Origin of the sequence: Hephaestia caeni (genome assembly GCF_003550065.1) — a bacterium.
In the GTDB taxonomy this organism is placed as follows: Bacteria; Pseudomonadota; Alphaproteobacteria; order Sphingomonadales; family Sphingomonadaceae; genus Sphingomonas; species Sphingomonas caeni_A.
Genome location: NZ_QXDC01000005.1, coordinates 265,002 through 282,994, shown reverse-complemented (window position 1 = coordinate 282,994; position 17,993 = coordinate 265,002). Strand labels below are relative to the sequence as shown.

Annotated in this window: 18 protein-coding genes and 2 tRNA genes; 3 read left to right on the top strand and 17 right to left on the bottom strand. The window is 68.2% G+C overall.

Annotation, left to right across the window (positions count from 1 at the left end; genetic code table 11):
• Positions 1-170: 170 nt before the first annotated feature.
• The 11 genes from DFR49_RS20495 to infA form a co-directional block, all read right to left on the bottom strand.
• Positions 171-246 (bottom strand) — tRNA-Glu (locus DFR49_RS20495).
• A 21-nt stretch (positions 247-267) separates the two neighbouring features.
• Positions 268-1,740 (bottom strand): efflux transporter outer membrane subunit, encoded by a 1,473-nt coding sequence (locus DFR49_RS20490; RefSeq protein WP_170151073.1) that lies wholly within the window; start codon positions 1,738-1,740, stop codon positions 268-270.
• Positions 1,737-3,923: a peptidase domain-containing ABC transporter gene (locus tag DFR49_RS20485; protein WP_147373736.1), complete on the bottom strand. Its 2,187-nt coding sequence runs from the start codon at positions 3,921-3,923 to the stop codon at positions 1,737-1,739. Before DFR49_RS20485 ends, DFR49_RS20490 begins: the two co-directional genes overlap by 4 nt.
• Complete coding sequence (locus tag DFR49_RS20480) at positions 3,920-5,158, bottom strand: HlyD family secretion protein (RefSeq protein WP_119037513.1); 1,239 nt, start codon at positions 5,156-5,158, stop codon at positions 3,920-3,922. The genes DFR49_RS20485 and DFR49_RS20480 overlap by 4 nt, the downstream gene beginning before the upstream one ends.
• A 103-nt stretch (positions 5,159-5,261) precedes the next feature.
• Positions 5,262-5,456, bottom strand: coding sequence for a hypothetical protein (locus tag DFR49_RS20475; protein ID WP_119037512.1), 195 nt, complete (start codon positions 5,454-5,456; stop codon positions 5,262-5,264).
• A 170-nt stretch (positions 5,457-5,626) separates the two neighbouring features.
• On the bottom strand, positions 5,627-6,253 hold the full coding sequence (locus tag DFR49_RS20470; protein WP_170151072.1) for a PAS domain-containing protein: 627 nt from the start codon (positions 6,251-6,253) through the stop codon (positions 5,627-5,629).
• Between the two features lie 158 nt (positions 6,254-6,411).
• Positions 6,412-6,487, bottom strand: a tRNA-Phe gene (locus tag DFR49_RS20465).
• Positions 6,488-6,519: 32 nt separating this feature from the next.
• On the bottom strand, positions 6,520-6,717 hold the full coding sequence (locus DFR49_RS20460; RefSeq protein ID WP_119037510.1) for a DNA gyrase inhibitor YacG: 198 nt from the start codon (positions 6,715-6,717) through the stop codon (positions 6,520-6,522).
• 1 nt (position 6,718) lies between these two features.
• Positions 6,719-7,654, bottom strand: coding sequence for a ribonuclease (locus tag DFR49_RS20455; RefSeq protein WP_119037509.1), 936 nt, complete (start codon positions 7,652-7,654; stop codon positions 6,719-6,721).
• A complete protein-coding gene (locus DFR49_RS20450; protein ID WP_119037508.1) occupies positions 7,647-8,216 on the bottom strand; it encodes a Maf family protein in 570 nt (189 codons plus the stop codon). The genes DFR49_RS20455 and DFR49_RS20450 overlap by 8 nt, the downstream gene beginning before the upstream one ends.
• A 61-nt stretch (positions 8,217-8,277) precedes the next feature.
• A complete protein-coding gene (infA, locus tag DFR49_RS20445) occupies positions 8,278-8,496 on the bottom strand; it encodes a translation initiation factor IF-1 (protein WP_043152179.1) in 219 nt (72 codons plus the stop codon).
• Between the two features lie 166 nt (positions 8,497-8,662).
• Here infA and DFR49_RS20440 point away from each other — a divergent pair, with 166 nt between their 5' ends.
• Together DFR49_RS20440 and DFR49_RS20435 are read left to right on the top strand one after the other, a co-directional pair.
• Positions 8,663-9,778, top strand: a complete 1,116-nt coding sequence (locus tag DFR49_RS20440; RefSeq protein WP_170151074.1) for a DUF47 family protein — start codon at positions 8,663-8,665, stop codon at positions 9,776-9,778.
• Positions 9,779-9,789: 11 nt separating this feature from the next.
• Positions 9,790-10,782 carry an inorganic phosphate transporter gene (locus tag DFR49_RS20435; protein WP_119037507.1) on the top strand — a complete coding sequence of 331 codons (993 nt, stop codon included), beginning with the start codon at positions 9,790-9,792 and terminating at the stop codon, positions 10,780-10,782.
• Between the two features lie 49 nt (positions 10,783-10,831).
• Here DFR49_RS20435 and DFR49_RS20430 read toward each other — a convergent pair whose 3' ends face one another.
• From DFR49_RS20430 to hisG, 6 genes are all read right to left on the bottom strand, one after another.
• Positions 10,832-12,988: a sodium-translocating pyrophosphatase gene (locus tag DFR49_RS20430; RefSeq protein ID WP_119037506.1), complete on the bottom strand. Its 2,157-nt coding sequence runs from the start codon at positions 12,986-12,988 to the stop codon at positions 10,832-10,834.
• A gap of 116 nt (positions 12,989-13,104) precedes the next feature.
• Complete coding sequence (locus tag DFR49_RS20425; protein WP_119037505.1) at positions 13,105-14,106, bottom strand: thiamine-phosphate kinase; 1,002 nt, start codon at positions 14,104-14,106, stop codon at positions 13,105-13,107.
• Positions 14,107-14,163: 57 nt separating this feature from the next.
• Positions 14,164-14,340, bottom strand: coding sequence for a DUF4169 family protein (locus DFR49_RS20420; RefSeq protein ID WP_119037504.1), 177 nt, complete (start codon positions 14,338-14,340; stop codon positions 14,164-14,166).
• 3 nt (positions 14,341-14,343) lie between these two features.
• Positions 14,344-14,799 carry a transcription antitermination factor NusB gene (nusB, locus tag DFR49_RS20415; RefSeq protein WP_119037503.1) on the bottom strand — a complete coding sequence of 152 codons (456 nt, stop codon included), beginning with the start codon at positions 14,797-14,799 and terminating at the stop codon, positions 14,344-14,346.
• The gene (gene hisD, locus DFR49_RS20410) at positions 14,796-16,106 is read right to left on the bottom strand and encodes a histidinol dehydrogenase (protein ID WP_119037502.1); all 1,311 of its coding nucleotides are present in this window, start codon (positions 16,104-16,106) and stop codon (positions 14,796-14,798) included. Before hisD ends, nusB begins: the two co-directional genes overlap by 4 nt.
• The gene (gene hisG / locus DFR49_RS20405) at positions 16,103-16,762 is read right to left on the bottom strand and encodes an ATP phosphoribosyltransferase (protein WP_119037501.1); all 660 of its coding nucleotides are present in this window, start codon (positions 16,760-16,762) and stop codon (positions 16,103-16,105) included. The genes hisD and hisG overlap by 4 nt, the downstream gene beginning before the upstream one ends.
• Positions 16,763-16,833: 71 nt before the next feature.
• Between hisG and DFR49_RS20400 the strand changes: the two genes are divergently transcribed.
• Entirely contained in the window at positions 16,834-17,931 is a 1,098-nt protein-coding gene (locus tag DFR49_RS20400) for a DUF2332 domain-containing protein (protein ID WP_119037547.1), read from the top strand.
• Positions 17,932-17,993 lie beyond the last annotated feature (62 nt).

Genomic DNA, 17,993 nt, shown 5'->3' with positions numbered 1-17,993 from the left:
CTGGGTCAACCCAGCCCGTTGCTTCACCTGCGCTCATGCGCGACAACAATGGTCGGTCTCTGGTTGCCGCTGGATGAAAGCCGGGGGTCACGTCACTTTGTACCCATCCTTTGTACCCAAGGATAGATGAAGCGTCCGTTAAGCTCAGAATTCCGCTATTTTTGCCGTTATGGTGACCCCTACGGGAATCGAACCCGTGTTTCAGCCGTGAAAGGGCCGCGTCCTAGACCGCTAGACGAAGGGGCCATGCCTGGCGAAGGCAGCCGGTTAGGGAATGCGGGGCGGGCGGTCAAGCGTCTGTGGTGCGGGAATCGCCCAGCCGCCACCCAGCGCCACGTATAACTGCATTTGCGCGAGCGCCTGATCGGCTTTGGCGACGATCAGCGCGTCGCGCTCGGCGAGCGCTTGCTGATCCGCGTCGAGCAGGATGAACAGATCGGACAGGCCGATCTCATAGGCGCCACGTGTCAGGGCCGCGTTGCGTTGGGCCGCCGTGCAGGCCTCTTTGGCGATCCGCACGCCGCTGGCGCCCGCAGCGACGGCCGAGCGGGCGTTCTCGACGTCTTCGAGTGCGGTCAGGATCGTCGCGCGATAGGCCGCGATTGCGCCGCGCGCAGCGGCGCGCTGTTCGTCGAGCATCGCGCGGCCTCGGCCGCCGTCGAACAATGTCTGGCTGATGCGGCCGACAACGGTCGAGACGAGCGAATCGACCAGCGACGGCAGCGAGAAGGCCGCTCCGCCGATGACCGCGCCGAGCGACAATTGCGGCTGGAGCGCCGCCCGCGCGACCCCGGCATTGGCAGCAGCGACGGCGATTCGTTGCTCGGCGGCGCGCACGTCGGGGCGGCGGCGGAGCAGATCGGCGGGCACGCCGGCGGCGGGCAGCATATCGGCGTGGGGGAGCGGGGCGGTGCCGCAAGGCGCCGAGCGAGGCGCTTCCAAATGGGCTTTTAGCATCGATTCGATTGTTCCCGGCGGGCGGTCGATCAACACCGCGATCCGGTTCGCAGCGCGGCGGCGCGCATCGTCGAGCGCGGGGACCCGCGCCTCGATCTGGAAAAGCTGGAGCTTTGCGCGCTCGACATCGGCGGCGACCGCGATGCCGATCGCGTAGCGATGCTCGATCACGTCGAGCAGCGCGCGTTGGCCCGACAGCGCGGTGCGCGCTTCGACGAGCCGCACCTCGAGCGCGCGATATGACACATAGCTCGCGGCGACCTCGGCGACGGCGGCGCGCTGGACGGTGGCGAGATCGTAGCCGGCGGCACGCAACTCGGCACGGGCGCCGCGATGGGCGCTGGCGAGCCCACCGAACAGATCGGGATCCCAGCCGAGCGAGGCTGCGCCGTCAAGCGCGGTGCGTGGGCCGATCGCACCGGCAGGACGGGTGAGCGTGCGTGCCGGATCGAGCACGATGCCCAGCGTCGGCAACCGCGCCGCGCCGGCGGCCCGCGCGCGCGCCTGTGCCTGGACGAGCCGCGCCGCGGCCTGGACTATATCCTGATTGGCGGCGAGCGCGACCTCGATGAGGCGGGTGAGCGTGGGATCGTCGAAGCGGCGCCACCATAAGGTGAGGTCGGCAGCGGTCTCGCCGGCATTGGGCGATGCGATGATGGCGTAATGCGCAGGGAGCGCCTGCGCGGTGATGATTGACGGTGGCGCGGTGCGGGGCGCCGGCGTCGCGCATGCCGCGAGCGGCAATGCTGCGGCGACGATGGCGCTTGCCCCCGCGCGCGTCACGCCGAGGCCCGGTTGAGCGCGATCGGCGCGGCGGGCGGCAGTTCGTCGAGCAGCCCGTCGTGGAGCCGGACGATGCGGCGCGCCGTCGCGATCGTCTCGGGGCGGTGTGCGATGATGATGCGCGTGATGGGAAGGTGCGCGAGGTTGGCGTTGACCGCGGCCTCGCACGCCGTGTCGAGATTGGCGGTGCCTTCGTCGAGCAGCAGCAGGCGCGGCTGGCGGTAGAGCGCGCGGGCAAGGAAGACGCGCTGGCGCTGCCCGCCCGAGAGCGACGAGCCCATGTCGCCGACGAGGCTGTCATACCCCATCGGCAGCCGCGCGATGTCATCATCAACGCACGCCAAACGGGCGCACCGCAGCACTTGATCGAAATCGAGATGCGGATCGAAGAAGGCGATATTCTCCGCGATCGTGCCCGCATAGAGCACGTCATGCTGCTGGACGACGCCGAGGTGACGGCGGAATGCGGCGAGGCCACATTGCGCCAACGGTTCGCCACCGACGAGAATCTGGCCGCCGGTGGGCGCATGGAAGCCGAGCAGCAACTTGAGCAATGTCGATTTGCCGCACCCCGAGGCGCCGGTGATCGCCACCGAATCACCGGGTTCAACCGTCAGGCTGGCACCGCGCAGGATCTCCGGGCCGCCGCGGCCATAAGCGAAGCGCACGCCTGCAAGCTCGATGCGGCCGGTGAAGGTGGGCTTGCCCGTGCGGGACAGGGAAGGGGGATCGTCCTCGGGCGGTTCGAGCGCGATGTCGGCGATGCGATCGACATGCGTGTCGAGCGTTTTCCAATCGGCGACCAGATCGGCGAAGCGCAGCCCGGCATCGAGGAATTGCCCCTTATAGGCGAGGAAGGCGAAGATCATGCCGACGGTGAAGCTGCCCGCGATCACCATCGACACCGCAAGGAAGACGAACAGCACGGTTTCGATCCGGGTGACGCCTTCGCCGAGCAGCTCGAACCAGATCGTCATCCGCTGGAGCTTTAGATCGGCGTTGATCGCGTCGGCGCGGCGGTTCTGCCACAGCCGCAGCCGATCGCCGCGGCGGCCGAACAGCTTGATCGTGGCGATCCCGCGCACGGTTTCGATCATGGTACTCGATTCGTCGGCCTTGGCGGCGATCGCATCGGCGGTCAGCCGTTGCAGCCGCCGCACCGTGGCGAGCCGCGCGGTGACGAAGATCGCGAGCGCGACGACCGCGAGGCCGGCAAGCAACGGCGAATAATAGATCATCATCGCCAGCGTCAGCAGCGCCATCGCGGCATCGATCACGCCGGCGATCAGGCCGTGGCTGAGCACATTCGTGATCGCATCGGTCGAGCCGAAGCGCGACAGCACGTCGCCGGTGTGGCGGCGTTCGAAAAAGGCGACGGGCAGGCGAAGGAGGTGACGGAACAGGTCCGCCACCATCGAAAAGCCGACCGCGCTGCCGATGCGCAGCAGGATCAGATCGCGCACCCCGCGCGTCACGATGCCGATCAGCGCGAGCCCGGCGAAGCCGATCGCGAGCGCGGCAAGGAGGCTGGTGTCGAGCGATGGAATCGCCTTGTCGACCGCGAGCTGGAGGTAGAAGGGCGCGGCGAACGCGAAAAGCTGGAGCAGCAGCGACAGGCCGAGCGCCTGGGCGAGCGCGCTCTTGAGCCCGACGAGATTGAGCCCGAGCTGCGACAGGCGGAGCCGCGCGCGCTGATCGACGCGGGCAAGCGCGCCGGTGGGCGCGAGTTCGAGCGCGATGCCGGTCCAGTGCCGCGACATTTCGGTGGCGCCGAGCGAGACGATTCCGCGCGCCGGATCGTGGACGATGTAGCGCCGGCCGGCCAGCGTGCGCTTCACCGCCTTGAGCACGACGAAATGGGTCAGATCCCAATGCAGCACCGCGGGCAGGCGGATCGATGCGATCTCGTCCATCTCGGCGCGCAGCGGGCGGGCGGTGAGGCCGATCTCGTCGGCCATGTCGATCAGGTCGGCGAGCGACAGCCCGGTCAACGAGACCGGCAGGCGGCGGCGCAGCATGCAGAGCGTGGTGCGATGGCCGTGATACGAGGCGACCATCGCCAAGCACGCCAGCCCGCACTCGGCGGTCTCGGACTGGCGAATCATCGGCAGCATCGCCTGCCCCGAATAGTTGAGCAGGTTCATCGCCATGCCGAAGGGCGGCAGCGCCGCGAGCGTGGTCATGCCTTCGCCCGGATCGCCCTGATCGGCGCGAGCAGCCAATCGAGGAAAGTCTGGCGTTCGAGGATCAGCGTGGCGCCGAGCGTCATTCCCGGCTGGACAGGATAGCGGCTGCCGAACGCGCGCACCGCCTGCGCATCGAGCCGGACGCGGACGCGATAGGCGGGTTCGTCGATCGACAATGGTGCGGCGATCTCGTCGGGGCCGAGCGCGGTGCGCGAGATGCGGGTGATGGTGCCGCCGAAGGTGCCGAACTGCTGGTAGGGGAAAGCGTCGTACATCAGCCGCACGCGCTCGCCGACGCGCGCGAAGCCGATCGCGCGGCTGGGCGCGAACAATTCGACGTCGAGCCGCGCGTCATCGCCGAGCACGACCATCACCGGGCGATCGGGGCCGACCGCCTGCCCGGCGCGTGACTGGAGCGCGGCGACCTGGCCGTCGATCGGCGCCGTGAGGACGATCGATCGCGTACCGGCGATGTCGAGCCGGCGCTGATCGAGTTCCATGCCGCGCGACGAGAGATCGGCGAGCGTTCGGCCGAGATCGATCGGCGCCTGGCGGATCGCGGCCTGGTTATCGGCGACCTGCCCGCCGAGCGTGGCGCGTTCGGCAATCAGTTCCTGCAAGCGCGCTTCCTCGTCGAGATGCGCGCGATGCTGGTTCTCGAAATCGATCCGCGAGACGTAGTTCTTCTGGCGCGCGTCGCCGATGATCGCAAAGCTGCGGCGCGACGACGCGACGCGCGCGCGCTGAAGCGCGATCTGGCGGTCGAGCGCCTTGATGCGGAGGTGGAGCTGCCGCGTGGCGGCATCGAGACGGCTGCGTTCCGCGGTGCTCGCCGCGGTCGCGAGGTGGCGGCGCTCGCCGATCTGGGCGCGCTCGCGCGCGACGATGTCGAGCGATTCGGCGGCGGGATCGGCGCTCAGCGCGTTGGCGCTCTGGATCTCGACCGTGCCGAGCCGGTCGCCGCGCCGCACGCGCTGGCCCTCGCGGACATCGAGCGCAACCAACATCCCGCGCTGGGCAGGCGTGATCCGCGCGGCGGGGCCATCGGGGACGACCCAGCCCGGCACGGTGGCGGTGCGCGCATAGGTGCCGCTGGCAAGCCACAGCGCCGTGCCGAGCACGACGAGGATGAGCAGCACCACGATCGGCAGCATATCGTTCGCATAGAGCGGCACCGCGCGCCCGAAGGGGCGGAGCCGTTTGTGCTCGATGACTTCCAATCGGAACAGCATCGGAAAGATCGACTCCGTGGTTGGCGCCGCGGTGGCGAACGGGAGCGAAGCGATGGGCCGACCGACGATCGCGCCGATCGGCCCACTTTCAGCGGCGCGCCGCTCAGTAGCAGTCGCGACGATGGCCGCGGTTGCTACGCTCGCAGCGATCGTAGCCACGACCGCCGCGACCCGAGCGGTGATTGCCGCCGAGGTCGACGCGCGCCTTCACGCCCACCAGGTTGAGCAGGTTCAGGCTCAGCCCCAGCAGCCCGGCACCGGAAACCTGGTTTAGTTCGCTCTTTTCGAGAGTGCGCATGTCATCATCTCCATTCATGGTGTAGATAACCGACCCAATTGATCGGTAGGGAGATTGTCGTTCCATGTTACGCGTCGTTCAATTTGTAATAGCCGTTAAGTGATGTTCCGATCAGGAACGGACGGTTTTTGTGTTTAAGGAGAATTATTCGCATTTTTTGTCGATCTTATTCATGAAATGCGTTCCACCATACCGATGGTTCGTAATTGCGTTTCGGTGCCGCAGGCGGCTCGCATATCGGGGCCGATGTCGCGCAGCAGGAGGGCGATGCCGTCACCCACCGGCGCGCGGCGGCATTGTAGCCAGGCGTCCTTGCGGAACGGCGAGGGCATCTCGAACAGCCGCACGTCGCGCGATGCCGCGGCGTGACGCAGGTACGATTCGGCCAGCGTACCGGCGAGTTCGGGGATCGCGTCGAACAATCGGCGACCGGTCAGTCGCGCGGGATCGTAGGGAAACAGGAAGACCAGAGCCGGGTTGGCGTGGACGATGCGCTCATCGGCGTCGATCAGGATCAGCCCCTGATCGATCCACGCGGCGAGCTGGACGATCTGGAGCGCGATCGCGCCGTCGCCAATCGCGTCGCGCTGCCGCAGCAGCGACCGGAACAGTGCGGCCGAACACAGGACATGCGATTCCTTGCCGTGGTGCGTCACCATCACCGGCCCACCGAGTGCGCGCTGGCGCACCGCCGAGAAGTTGCGGACGATCTCGGCAGCGGTGACCGCGCCCGATGACGGCGCGACCGGATCGGGATCGGCCTCGGTTGCGTAAGGGAAGAAGGGGCGCTCGATCATGCCGACGATCATGCCGCGGCCGGCCCAACGCGGCGTCAGCGAGCGATCGGGCCGATATGCGCAATTTGCGTGGACGTCGAGGCCGCCGCTTCGGCACCATCGCGCCGTGGTTAACGAGCTATTTAGGAGCGATCACGGCATCCGGTGGAAGCGGATCATGGTGCCCAGGGACGGGATCGAACCGCCGACACTGCGATTTTCAGTCGCATGCTCTACCAACTGAGCTACCTGGGCACATCCGACGGGCGCCGGAAGAGAGGCGGGCTTTAATCGCGGCTATCGTCGGTGTCCAGCCCCGGGCGCGGATTTGCGATCGTGTCGGAATCGACAGGTTCGGCGGGCACGCGATAGCCCTCGCCGAGCCATTTCAGCAGATCGCGATCGCGGCATCCGCGGCCGCAAAAAGGTTTGTGCTCGGGATCGGTGGGCTTGCCGCAGATCGGGCAGGTTTCGGCAACGGCCATGTCAGCTTCCGGAAACGAAGTCGATTCGCGCGCCGGTGCGGCGCGACAGTTCGACCGTGAGATGGGGCCGCGCAGCGAGCCATGCAAGCGCGGGGGCGGGCAGCACGTGGCGTTGCGGCACCGGCGGCGGGGTGCGTTCGATCGTCCGCAAGCCTGCGCGCGCGATCGCCCCGGCGGGGTCCGCGCGGAGCAGTTCGACCAGCGACGCGCGCGGGCGCGGGCGGACGATCTGCAAGAAGCCGAAGCCGTTCATCGCGGTGCGCTCGAAGGGCGGGGGCAGCGCCGCGTCGATTGCCTCGGCGACGCGCTGGCGGTCGGTCTTGCCGCTGAGCGTGGGCAGGTCGATCCCGATCGATCCGCCGATATCGAGGCGGCGGATCGCGGTGGCGGTGGCGGTCGCGCCCGCAATCGCGAGACCGGGCAACGGCGGTGCGCCGTCGACATCGAACAAGGTCATCGCCGGGGTCGGCGACAGGCGCAGCGCACCGCGCCCGAAGGCGATCTCGCCGGTCTCGGCTTCGTCGAGCAGTTCGGACCAGCCTGTGGCCTCGAGTGCGTCGGGTTCGTGTGCCTGCGGGCGGCGGACGGGAATCCCCGTTGCGGTGATGCGCGCGAGCAGATCGGGGCCGGGGGCGGGAAGCGCATCCGGCGCGGCGGGGATGGCGCGCGCGCGCTTGGCGCGGCCGGGCTCGGGGATCGCCTCGCGGACGATCTCGACGATCAGCGCCGCGCCTTCGCCGAGGCTCGGTGGCGCACGATCGAGCATCGCCTCGCGGCCGTCGGCAAGCACGACATGATCGCCGCGCCGCCGCGCCTCGGCGATCGTGCCGACCGCGAGATTGCCGTCGAGTTCGATGCGCGCTTCGACGATGGTGCCGCCCTCGACGAGCGCGGCACGCGTCTCGCCGATCCCGGCTTCGTAAAGCCACTCAGCCAAGCGGTACGCCCGCGGTTTCGAGCAAGGCGCGGGTTTCGAACAGCGGCAGCCCGACCACGCCCGAATGGCTGCCCGAGAGAAAGCGGACGAATGCCTCGGCACGGCCCTGGATCGCGTAGCCGCCCGCGTTGCCGAGCCCTTCGCCGCACGCGATGTAGCGGGCGATCTCGGCATCCGAGAGGCGTTTGAACGCGACCACGGTATCGACCAGCCGGGTGCGCGCGGTGCCGCGCGTATCGATCACGCAGACCGCCGACAGGCAATGGTGGCGCCGCCCCGAAAGCAGGCCGAGCAGGCGGCGCTGGATCGTCTCGTCGTCGGCGGGCGGCAGGATGCGGCGGCCGAGCGCGATCGTGGTGTCGCCGGCGAGGATCACATCGCCGGGCGTCCGCGCCACGGCCGCCGCCTTCGCGCGGGCAAGGCGCAGCGCATAGGCGCGCGGCAACTCGCTGGCGAGCGGGCTTTCGTCGATATCGGGAGAGACGATCGCGTCGGGCACGATCCCGAGCCGCGCGAGCAGATCGCGGCGGCGCGGCGACGAGGAAGCGAGGACGAGCCGCATCGGCGGCTCCTTTATCTTGCTGGATCCCCGCCGGCGCGGGGATGACCTGCGCAGACGCAGATCACTTGAATCGGTAAGTGATGCGACCCTTAGTCAGGTCGTAGGGCGTCAGTTCGACGAGCACCTCGTCGCCGACGAGCACGCGGATGCGGTTCTTGCGCATCTTGCCGGCGGTATGACCCAGAATCTCATGGTCATTTTCCAGCCGGACACGGAACATGGCGTTGGGCAGCAGTTCGACCACATGGCCGCGCATTTCGAGGAGTTCTTCCTTGGCCAAACAAAACCTCTGATAAGATGGAGTGTATCGGAAAGACGCGGCGCCATAGCGCGCGCGCGGCAAAAAGGGAAGCGGGCGTACACGTCATCTCGACTGTTGGCTTGGCGGCCGTGACGCATTATCGAGCGCGCACGGACGCCTTGTCATAAAAGTGAAAGAAATCGCCATCCGCCAGGTCGCTGCATTGCCGTACCAGATCGACGCCACGGGCCACGCGCGCGTGATGCTGATCACCTCTCGCGAGTCGCGCCGCTGGGTCGTCCCCAAGGGCAACCCGGTGAAAGGGATCGCGTTGCACGAGGCGGCCGCGCACGAGGCGTTCGAAGAGGCAGGCGTGACGGGCATTGCGTGCCCCACCGCGCTCGGCGAGTATCGCTACGCCAAGCGCCGGCGCGACGGCACTACGCAGAGTATGAACGTCGCGCTGTTCCCGCTGCTGTTTCGCGAGCAGGCCGACGAGTGGCCCGAACAGGACGAACGCGAGACGTGCTGGTTCGATCTCGCCGATGCCGCAGAGGCGGTCGACGAACCCGAACTCAAGGTGCTGATCGCGGGGTTCCGCGAACCGCCCGCACCGACGCCGCTCTCCGAATGGGCGATGCCCGCGGTCCAATCCAAGATGCGCGAGACGCTGCCGATATTGCGCTGGTTTCATGCGCTGATGCCGCAACAGGGGCGGTTCTTCGAGCTGTTCGAGGCGCATGCGGCGACGCTGGTGGCCGGAAGCGAAGCGCTTGCCGAGTTGTTCCAGGACGGGGCCGATATCCGCGCGCACATTGCCGAGATCATCCGGCGCGAACACCAGGCCGATGATATCACGCGCGAAGTCCTGTTCGACGTGCGGCGCGTGTTCGTGACGCCGTTCGATCGTAGCGCGATCATCGACCTGATCGGCACGATGGACGACGCGATCGACCAGATGAACGCGACCGGCAAGTCGATCGAACTCTACGAACTCACCACGTTCGAGCCGCAGATGCGCGATATGACCGGGATCATCGTCGAAGCCGCGCGCGTGACGGCGGAGGCGATCCCGCTGCTGCGCCGGCTCGGCCCCAACGCGCAGCGGCTCCACGAACTGACGTCGCGGCTGATCCAGCTCGAGGGCCATGCCGACGAGATCCATGAAGCGGGGTTGAAGGCGCTGTTCAAGGCGCACGGCAACTCGACACCAATGACGTTCATCGTCGGGCGCGAGATCTACAGCCATCTCGAAAGGATCGTCGACAAGTTCGAGGATATCGCCAACGAGGTCCAGGGCCTCGTGATCGATCACGCCTGAGGGCCGGGACGATGCTTTCCTTTTCGCTGCTTGTCGCGCTGATCGCGGTCGCGCTGCTGTTCGATTTTCTCAACGGCCTGCACGATGCCGCCAATTCGATCGCGACGGTGGTGTCGACGCGCGTGCTCAAGCCGCATTGGGCGGTCGCTTGGGCGGCGTTCTTCAACTTCATCGCTTTCCTGGTGTTCGGGTTGCACGTCGCCAACACGATCGGCGCGGGGATCATCAACCCCGACATCGTCGATGCGCAGGTGGTGTTCAGCGCGCTGACGGGGGCGATCGTCTGGAACGTCATCACCTGGGTGCTCGGCATCCCGTCTTCGTCGAGCCATGCGCTGATCGGCGGATTGCTGGGCGCAGGGCTTTTCAAGGCCGGGCTCGCCACGGTCGAATGGAGCGGCGTCACCAAGACGGTGCTCGCGATCGTCGGCTCGCCCGCGCTGGGCCTCGTGCTCGCGATGCTGCTGGTGCTCGGCGTGGCATGGACGAGCCTGCGGCTCAGCCCGCTCGGCGTCGACAAGCGCTATCGCAAGCTCCAGCTCGTCTCGGCCGCGCTCTATTCGCTGGGGCACGGCGGCAACGACGCGCAGAAGACGATGGGGATCATCGCGGTGCTGCTCTATTCGCAGGGGATGCTCGGTGGCGAATTCCACATTCCGCTCTGGGTAGTGCTCTCGTGCCAGGCGGCGATGGCGCTGGGCACGCTCGCGGGCGGGTGGCGGATCGTCCACACGATGGGATCGAAGATCACGCGGCTCACGCCAGCACAGGGTTTCTGTGCCGAAACCGGGGGCGCGATCACGCTGTTCGGTGCGACCTGGCTGGGGGTGCCGGTATCGACCACGCACACGATCACCGGTGCGATCATCGGCGTCGGTGCGTCGCGGCGGCTGTCGGCGGTGCGGTGGAACGTCGCCAGCAACATCGTCGTCGCCTGGGTGGTGACGCTGCCCGCGGCCGCGGTGATTTCGGCGGCAGCCTTTTGGATCGTGTCGCTGTTCTAAAAGAAAGGGCGGGGAGGCCGGAGCCGCCCCGCCCGATTATCGGCTGGCGTCAGGCGCCCGCCGCGAGTGCCGCCAGCAACAGCAGCGCGACGATGTTGGTGATCTTGATCATCGGGTTGACGGCCGGGCCGGCAGTATCCTTGTAGGGATCGCCGACGGTGTCGCCCGTCACCGCGGCCTTGTGGGCCTCCGAGCCCTTGCCGCCGTGATGGCCGTCCTCGATATACTTCTTGGCGTTATCCCAGGCGCCGCCGCCCGAGGTCATCGAGATGGCGACGAACAGGCCGGAGACGATCACACCCAGCAGCATCGCACCGACCGCGGCGAAGGCCGGGCCCTGGCCCGCCACTAGGTTGATGACGAAATAGACCACGATCGGGCTCAGCACCGGCAGCAGGCTGGGCACGATCATCTCGCGGATCGCCGCCTTGGTGACAAGATCGACGGTGCGGCCGTAATTGGGCCGGCTGGTGCCCTGCATGATCCCCGGATTGTCGCGGAACTGGCCGCGAACCTCCTCAACCACCGCGCCCGCCGCGCGGCCGACCGCCGTCATCCCGAACGCGCCGAAGATGAAGGGCAGCATCGCGCCGAGCAGCAGGCCGACGATGACGTACGGATTGCTGAGCGAGAAATCGACCGCGATCGCCGGGAAATAGGCGCCGAGATCGCTCGTATAGGCGCCGAACAGCACCAAAGCGGCGAGCGCGGCGGAGCCGATCGCATAGCCCTTGGTGACCGCCTTGGTGGTGTTGCCAACCGCGTCGAGCGCGTCGGTCCGCTCGCGTACGTCGTCGGGCAGCCCTGCCATCTCGGCGATGCCGCCGGCATTGTCGGTGACCGGCCCGTAAGCGTCGAGCGCCACGACCATGCCTGCGAGCGCGAGCATCGCGGTTGCCGCGAAGGCGATGCCGATGACGCCGGCAAGCTGATAGGTCGCGATCACCGCGACGACGATCACCAGCGTCGGCAGCGCGGTCGATTCGAGGCTGACCGCAAGACCCTGGATGACGTTGGTGCCGTGGCCGGTTTCCGACGCCTTGGCGATTGAACGGACTGGGCGATAGTTGGTGCCGGTGTAATATTCGGTGATCCACACGATCAGCCCGGTGACGACGAGGCCGATCATCATGCACCAGAACAGATCCATGCCGGTGAAGCCCGCGCCGGTGGTCGCCGCCGCGGCGACGCTGCCGGTGAGCGCATCGCTCGAGGCGTCGAGGAAGCCCTCGCCGCCGATCACCGCACCTAGATCGCCGAGCACCCATTTGGTGATGCCGTAAATCGCGAAGGCGGACAGCACCGCCGAGGTGAAGAAGCCCTTGTAGAGCGCGCCCATGATCGAGCCGCCGCCCAGACGCACCATATAGGTGCCGATGATCGAGGTGATGATGCACACGCCGCCGACCAGCAGCGGGAGCGACATCAGCCCGAGCAGTTCGGCGCCCGACGCGCGGACGAGCAGCGCGATCGAGATCATCGTGACACCGAGCGTCACGACATAGGTTTCGAACAGATCGGCGGCCATGCCGGCGCAATCGCCGACGTTGTCGCCGACATTGTCGGCGATCACGGCCGGGTTGCGGGGATCGTCCTCGGGAATACCCGCCTCGACCTTGCCGACGAGATCGGCGCCGACATCGGCGGCCTTGGTGAAGATGCCGCCGCCGAGGCGCGCGAAGATCGAAATGAGCGAGGCGCCGAACGCGAGCGCGGTCAATGCCTCGATAATGATCCGGTCATTGGGAGCATGGCCGGCGGGGCCGGTCAGATACCAGAAGAAACCGGCGATCGCGAGCAGGCCGAGCCCAGCCACCAGCATGCCGGTGACGGCGCCCGAGCGGAAGGCAAGCGTAAGGCCACCCTGGAGCGAGGTTCGCGCGGCTTCCGCGGTGCGGACGTTGGCGCGCACCGAGATGTTCATGCCGACATAGCCCGCAACGCCCGAAAGCACCGCGCCGATCACGAAACCGATCGTCGAGGTGATGCCGAGCGTCACCGCGATGATGATCGCGACGACCACGCCGACGATGGCGATGGTGGTATATTGGCGGCCGAGATAGGCCTTCGCGCCTTCCTGGATGGCGGACGCGATGTCCTGCATCTTCTCGCTGCCCGCGGACGCGCGCAGCACCTGGCTACTGGTGACGAAACCGTAAACGACGGCAAGCAAGCCGCACGCGATGGCGGCATAGACAAACGTCATTGGCTGACCCTTTCCCCTGCTCCTATGAGGCCCGGAAGCGCTGCTGCGGCCCCCGTGACGGCGGGAAGGTATAGGCGCGACGCCGCCGAGCGCAAGCGGGCGGTGGCCGCGGGGCGCTAGTGCTGGAAGCCGAGCGTGGTGGGCAGGGGGATCGGTGTGCCGCCGTCGGTGAGCGTCAGCCCCGTACCGGCGGTGAATGCGCCGATCGGCGTCGCGCGTGCGGCCAGGGGGATGCCGGCGGGGGCGGCAAGGAGAAGTTCGTAATCATCACCGGCGGTTGCGGCGGCGATGCGGGCGGCGCGATCGTCGCCGGCGAAGGCGCGATAGGCGGCGGATAACGGGATCGCGGCGAGATCGATCGTGACGCCCAGACCGCTGGCATCGGCCATCCGCGCGGCATCGATCAGCAGGCCGTCCGAAACGTCCATCATGGCGTGGGCGGAGGGTGCCAGCGCCTTGCCCTCGGCGAGGCGTGGGGTGGGTCGGCGGTATCTGTCGACCAGATCGGCGGGGCCGGATTCACCGCGCGCGATCCGCAGCCCCGCGCCCGCGTCGCCGATCGTGCCGGTGACGTAGAGCGCGTCGCCTTCTCTCGCACCGGCGCGCAAGGGCGCGCGCGCGGCGCGGCCGATCGCGGTGAGGGCGATGACCCGCGGCGCGTTCACAGGCAGCGAGACGGTGTCGCCGCCGAGCAGCCGCACGGCAAACGTGCGAAGGGCGATATCCAATCCCGAGACGAACGCTTCATCCCACCCTGTCTCCCTCCCCGGCGAAGGCCGGGGCCCAGTTGGGAAGGCGATCGTAACGGAGCTGTACGCATCATTAGTGCTGTCGCCCAACTGGACCCCGGCCTTCGCCGGGGGGACTGCCCTGAGCGGATAATTGAGCATTACCCCTTCGGGCACCGCCCCCTTCGCGGCAAGATCGGAAAGGTTCGCGGCGACGAGCTTCCACGCCACATCGGCGGGTGGGTCGTCAGGCAGATAGTGGATGCCCTCGACGATGGTGTCGGTGGTGAGGATCAGCCCGTCGAGATGCGCGGTGTCGTCAAGCAAGCCGCGCGCGCCGGGATGGAGCGGCAGCGCGCGCAACGCGGCGAGGAACTCGGCTTCGGTCATCGCGTCGAAGCTAGCCGTTGCGATGGCGGCGCGCCATGCCCGTGCGCCGCGCAGACCTTATGGCTCGCGCTTGTTGCCATCGAGGTTGCGCTCGCGCCGATCGATCTCCGCCTTCGCAGACGCCTTCTCCGCCCTGGTTCGCCCGAACGCGGCGCGGTTGGCCGCGGCGGTAGCATCACGCTCGGCGCGCGCTTTGGCCTTGCGCGCGCGCCGCAGGTTGACGACCTCGCCCATGCCTCAGGCCCGAACATCCCTGGCGAGCGCGTCGAGCAGGCCGTTGACGAAGCCCTTTTCGGGCTTGTCGTAGAAAGCGTCGGCGACGTCGAGATATTCGCTGATCACCGTTTTGGCCGGCACATCGGGCCGCGCGATCAGTTCGTAGGCGCCGGCGCGCAGGATGGCCTTCATCGACTTGTCGAGCCGATCGAGCGTCCAGCCCCTGGCGAGCTTGTCCGCGATGCGGCGGTCGATCTCCTCGCCGCGCGCGGCGGCGCCACCGACGAGATCGTCGAAAAAGGGCACGTCGGCGTCCGCAAATTCGTCGTCGTCGATCGTGGCGCCCAGCCGGTGGTGATGGAATTCGTGGAGCAGCACGGTGATCGCGGTGCCCTCCATCTCGTGCTGATAGAGCGCCTGGACGGCGGCGAGGCGCGCGGCAGCGCGGGCGCGCGAACGGGCGGCGGTACGACTCATAGCTTCAATTCCGGTTGGTCGCCCGAAAGGCGGATCGATACCGAGCGGGCGTGCGCGGGCAGCCCCTCGGCGGTCGCGAGAGCGATCGCGGCGGGGCCTATCCGAGCCAGCGAGGCTGGGTCAAGCGCGAGAAAGCTCGTCCGCTTCATGAAATCGAGCACCGACAGCCCCGACGAGAAGCGCGCGCGCCGCCCGGTGGGCAGGACGTGGTTCGGCCCCGCGACATAATCGCCGATCGCCTCGGGCGTGTGCCGGCCGAGGAATGCCGAACCCGCATGGCGGACCCGATCGAACAGCGCTTGCGGATCGTCGACCGCGAGTTCGAGATGCTCGGGCGCGAGCCGGTTGACCAGCGGCATCGCCTCGTCGAGCGACGCGGTGACGATGATCGCGCCGTTGGCGTCCCATGCGGCGCGGGCGACGTGCGCGGTGGCGAGGGCGCCGATCTGGAGATCGACCGCCTCGGCCACGGCAATCGCGAACGCCGCATCGTCGGTGAACAGGATCGACTGGCTGGTGGGATCGTGCTCGGATTGGCTCAGAAGATCGGCGGCGATCCAGTCGGGATCGTTCTCGCCGTCGGCGACGACGACGATCTCGCTCGGCCCGGCAACCATATCGATCCCGACCACGCCGTAGAGCTGACGCTTGGCCTCGGCCACCCACGCATTGCCGGGGCCGGTGACGACATCGACGGGCTTGACCCGATCGGTGCCATAGGCAAGCGCGGCGATCGCCTGCGCGCCGCCGATCCTCCATATCTCATCGACACCGCCGAGTTCGGCCGCGGCGAGAACGAGCGGATTGATCACGCCGTCGGGGGTCGGCGTCACCATCACCAGCCGCTCGACGCCCGCGACCTTGGCGGGGATCGCGTTCATCAGCACCGATGAGGGATAAGCCGCGCGGCCACCCGGGACATAGACCCCCGCCGCATCGACCGGCCGCCAGCGGGCGCCGGTGCGTACGCCCGCGTCGTCGGTGTTGTCGCTATCCGCAGGGCGCTGCTTCTGGTGATACGCGGCGATGCGTTGCGCGGCGAGGTCGAGCGCGGCGCGCAGATCGGGAGCGAGCCCGTCGAGCGCCGCGACGCATTCGGCGCGTTCGATCCGCCAGCCGGTTTCGCTGAGATCATGGCGATCGAATTTCTCGGTGAAGGCGCGCACTGCCGCGTCGCCTTCGTCGCGCACGCTGGCGATGATCGTGCGGACGTCGCGCGCGACATCGGCATCGGTTTCGCGGCGTGCGTTGACCAGCGCCTCGAAATCGCGCGCGAAGCCGGGATCGGAGGTGGAGAGGCGGATCATGCCGACGCGTGCTCGACCGCGCGCCGGAACGCATCAACCAGCGGCACCACGCGCGCGCGCGTTTTGAAGGCGGCGCGGCTGACGACCAGGCGGCTGCTGACCTGGGCGATCGTCTCGACCTCGACCAGCCCGTTTTCCTTGAGCGTGCGCCCCGATGAGACGAGATCGACGATGCGCGGCGCAAGCCCCAGCGTCGGCGCCAGTTCCATCGCGCCGTTCAGCTTGACGCATTCGGCCTGGACGCCGCGCGCCTCGAAGAAGGTGCGCGTCGCGTGCGGATATTTGGTCGCGACGCGAACGTGGCTCCAGCCGCGCGGATCGTCCTTCTCGGCCATGTCGGCGGGTTCGGCGACCGACAGCCGGCAATGGCCGATCCTGAGATCGACCGGCGCGTAGAGTTCGGGATAATCGAACTCCATCAGCACGTCGGAGCCGACGATGCCGAGTTGCGCGGCGCCGTGCGCGACGAAGGTCGCGACGTCGAACGCGCGCACGCGGATCAGCTCGATTTGCGGATCGTTGGTGGCGAAGCGGAGCGCGCGGCTGGCGTCGTCGGAAAAGGCGGCCTCGGGCACGATGCCCACCGCGGCGAGCAGCGGCAGCGCTTCGTCTAGGATACGTCCCTTGGGGACGGCGATGATGATCGGATCGGTCATGGACGGCGGGGCTTTACTTGGCCGTGCGGCCGGGAGCAATGCGTCTCGGCCGAGAACAGGAGATGTGCTGCGTGTCCACCGAAGCGAACAACCGCGGCGCCTTCCTCATCCAGGAACATTATTGCCGCCAGATGGACGCGCCGGTCTATGCGGATATCTGCGCAGCGCTGGCGATGGGGCTGACGCGCGACAGCCGGACGGGCACGCGGGTGCTCGACTGGGCGGGTGAGCCGACGCGCGATGCGCTGCCGCTCCGGCTGATGGGTGGGTTCCACGCGCTGGTGATGGCGGGGGTGGACGAGGAGCTGGCGGCGATTTTCCGCGGCGAGATACGCGGTGGGGCGCTCGAGGAAGCACTGTCGTGCGTGCTGGCGCGGCACGACGAGGCGCTACTGCCGTGGCTCGACGGGCCGCCGCAGACCAACGAGCCCGGGCGATCGGGCGCGCTGATCGTGGGGCTGATCGCGGTCGCGCGGCGATGGGGGCCGAAGCTCGAGGTGCTGGAGATCGGATCGAGCGCGGGGCTCAACCTGCTGATCGATCGCTACCGCTTTGATCTGGGCGGGGTGGGGCTGGGGCCGGCCGACGCGCCGGTAACGATCGCGCCCGAATGGCGCGGCGCGCGGCCGGCCGTGCCGGCGATCGAGATCGTCTCGACACACGGGTGCGATGTCGCGCCGATGGACGCTGCGGACCCAGCGGTGGAAGCGCGATTGTCGGCATATGTCTGGGCGGAGAAGCCCGAACGGTTGGATCGGCTTAGGCGGGCGATCGCGATGGTGCGCGCGCGGCCGGTGCGGCTGGATCAGGCCGACGCCGCTGATTGGGTCGAGGCGCGGCTTGCGGAGCCGCAGGCCGATGGCGTCACGCGCGTGCTGATGCATTCGGTGGTGTGGCAATATCTGCCCGAGACGACCGCGGATCGGATTCGCGCGGCGATGTGTGCGGCGGGTGCCCGCGCCACACCCGAACGCCCGCTCGCCTGGGTCGCGATGGAGCCCGATCGCTCGACCGCCGAACAGGTGGTGAGCGTCGCCTGCTGGCCGGGCGACGGCACGCGTGACGTGGTCGCGACCGCGCATGCGCACGCGGCATGGGTCAAGCCCGGGCCGCGCGAGGCGGCGGACGGCGGCATCGCGCTGCCCGACGCGGCGAAGGTCGTGCTGTAGGAGTTTGTGCGACTTGCGCAGGATCAATGGCGATCCGGCCTTTGCGTGCCTATATGGGGCCT

Bases quoted from the DNA above. Each gene is read 5' to 3' on its own strand.
- DFR49_RS20430 (WP_119037506.1), bottom strand. From the start codon at position 12,988: ATGACGTTTGTCTATGCCGCCATCGCGTGCGGCTTGCTTGCCGTCGTT.
- DFR49_RS20460 (WP_119037510.1), bottom strand. From the start codon at position 6,717: ATGGCCGTTGCCGAAACCTGCCCGATCTGCGGCAAGCCCACCGATCCC.
- DFR49_RS20480 (WP_119037513.1), bottom strand. From the start codon at position 5,158: ATGCTGTTCCGATTGGAAGTCATCGAGCACAAACGGCTCCGCCCCTTC.
- DFR49_RS20470 (WP_170151072.1), bottom strand. From the start codon at position 6,253: ATGATCGAGCGCCCCTTCTTCCCTTACGCAACCGAGGCCGATCCCGAT.
- DFR49_RS20450 (WP_119037508.1), bottom strand. From the start codon at position 8,216: ATGCGGCTCGTCCTCGCTTCCTCGTCGCCGCGCCGCCGCGATCTGCTC.
- hisG (WP_119037501.1), bottom strand. From the start codon at position 16,762: ATGACCGATCCGATCATCATCGCCGTCCCCAAGGGACGTATCCTAGAC.
- DFR49_RS20485 (WP_147373736.1), bottom strand. From the start codon at position 3,923: ATGACCACGCTCGCGGCGCTGCCGCCCTTCGGCATGGCGATGAACCTG.
- nusB (WP_119037503.1), bottom strand. From the start codon at position 14,799: ATGAGTCGTACCGCCGCCCGTTCGCGCGCCCGCGCTGCCGCGCGCCTC.
- DFR49_RS20425 (WP_119037505.1), bottom strand. From the start codon at position 14,106: ATGACCGAAGCCGAGTTCCTCGCCGCGTTGCGCGCGCTGCCGCTCCAT.
- DFR49_RS20435 (WP_119037507.1), top strand. From the start codon at position 9,790: ATGCTTTCCTTTTCGCTGCTTGTCGCGCTGATCGCGGTCGCGCTGCTG.
- DFR49_RS20420 (WP_119037504.1), bottom strand. From the start codon at position 14,340: ATGGGCGAGGTCGTCAACCTGCGGCGCGCGCGCAAGGCCAAAGCGCGC.
- DFR49_RS20475 (WP_119037512.1), bottom strand. From the start codon at position 5,456: ATGCGCACTCTCGAAAAGAGCGAACTAAACCAGGTTTCCGGTGCCGGG.
- hisD (WP_119037502.1), bottom strand. From the start codon at position 16,106: ATGATCCGCCTCTCCACCTCCGATCCCGGCTTCGCGCGCGATTTCGAG.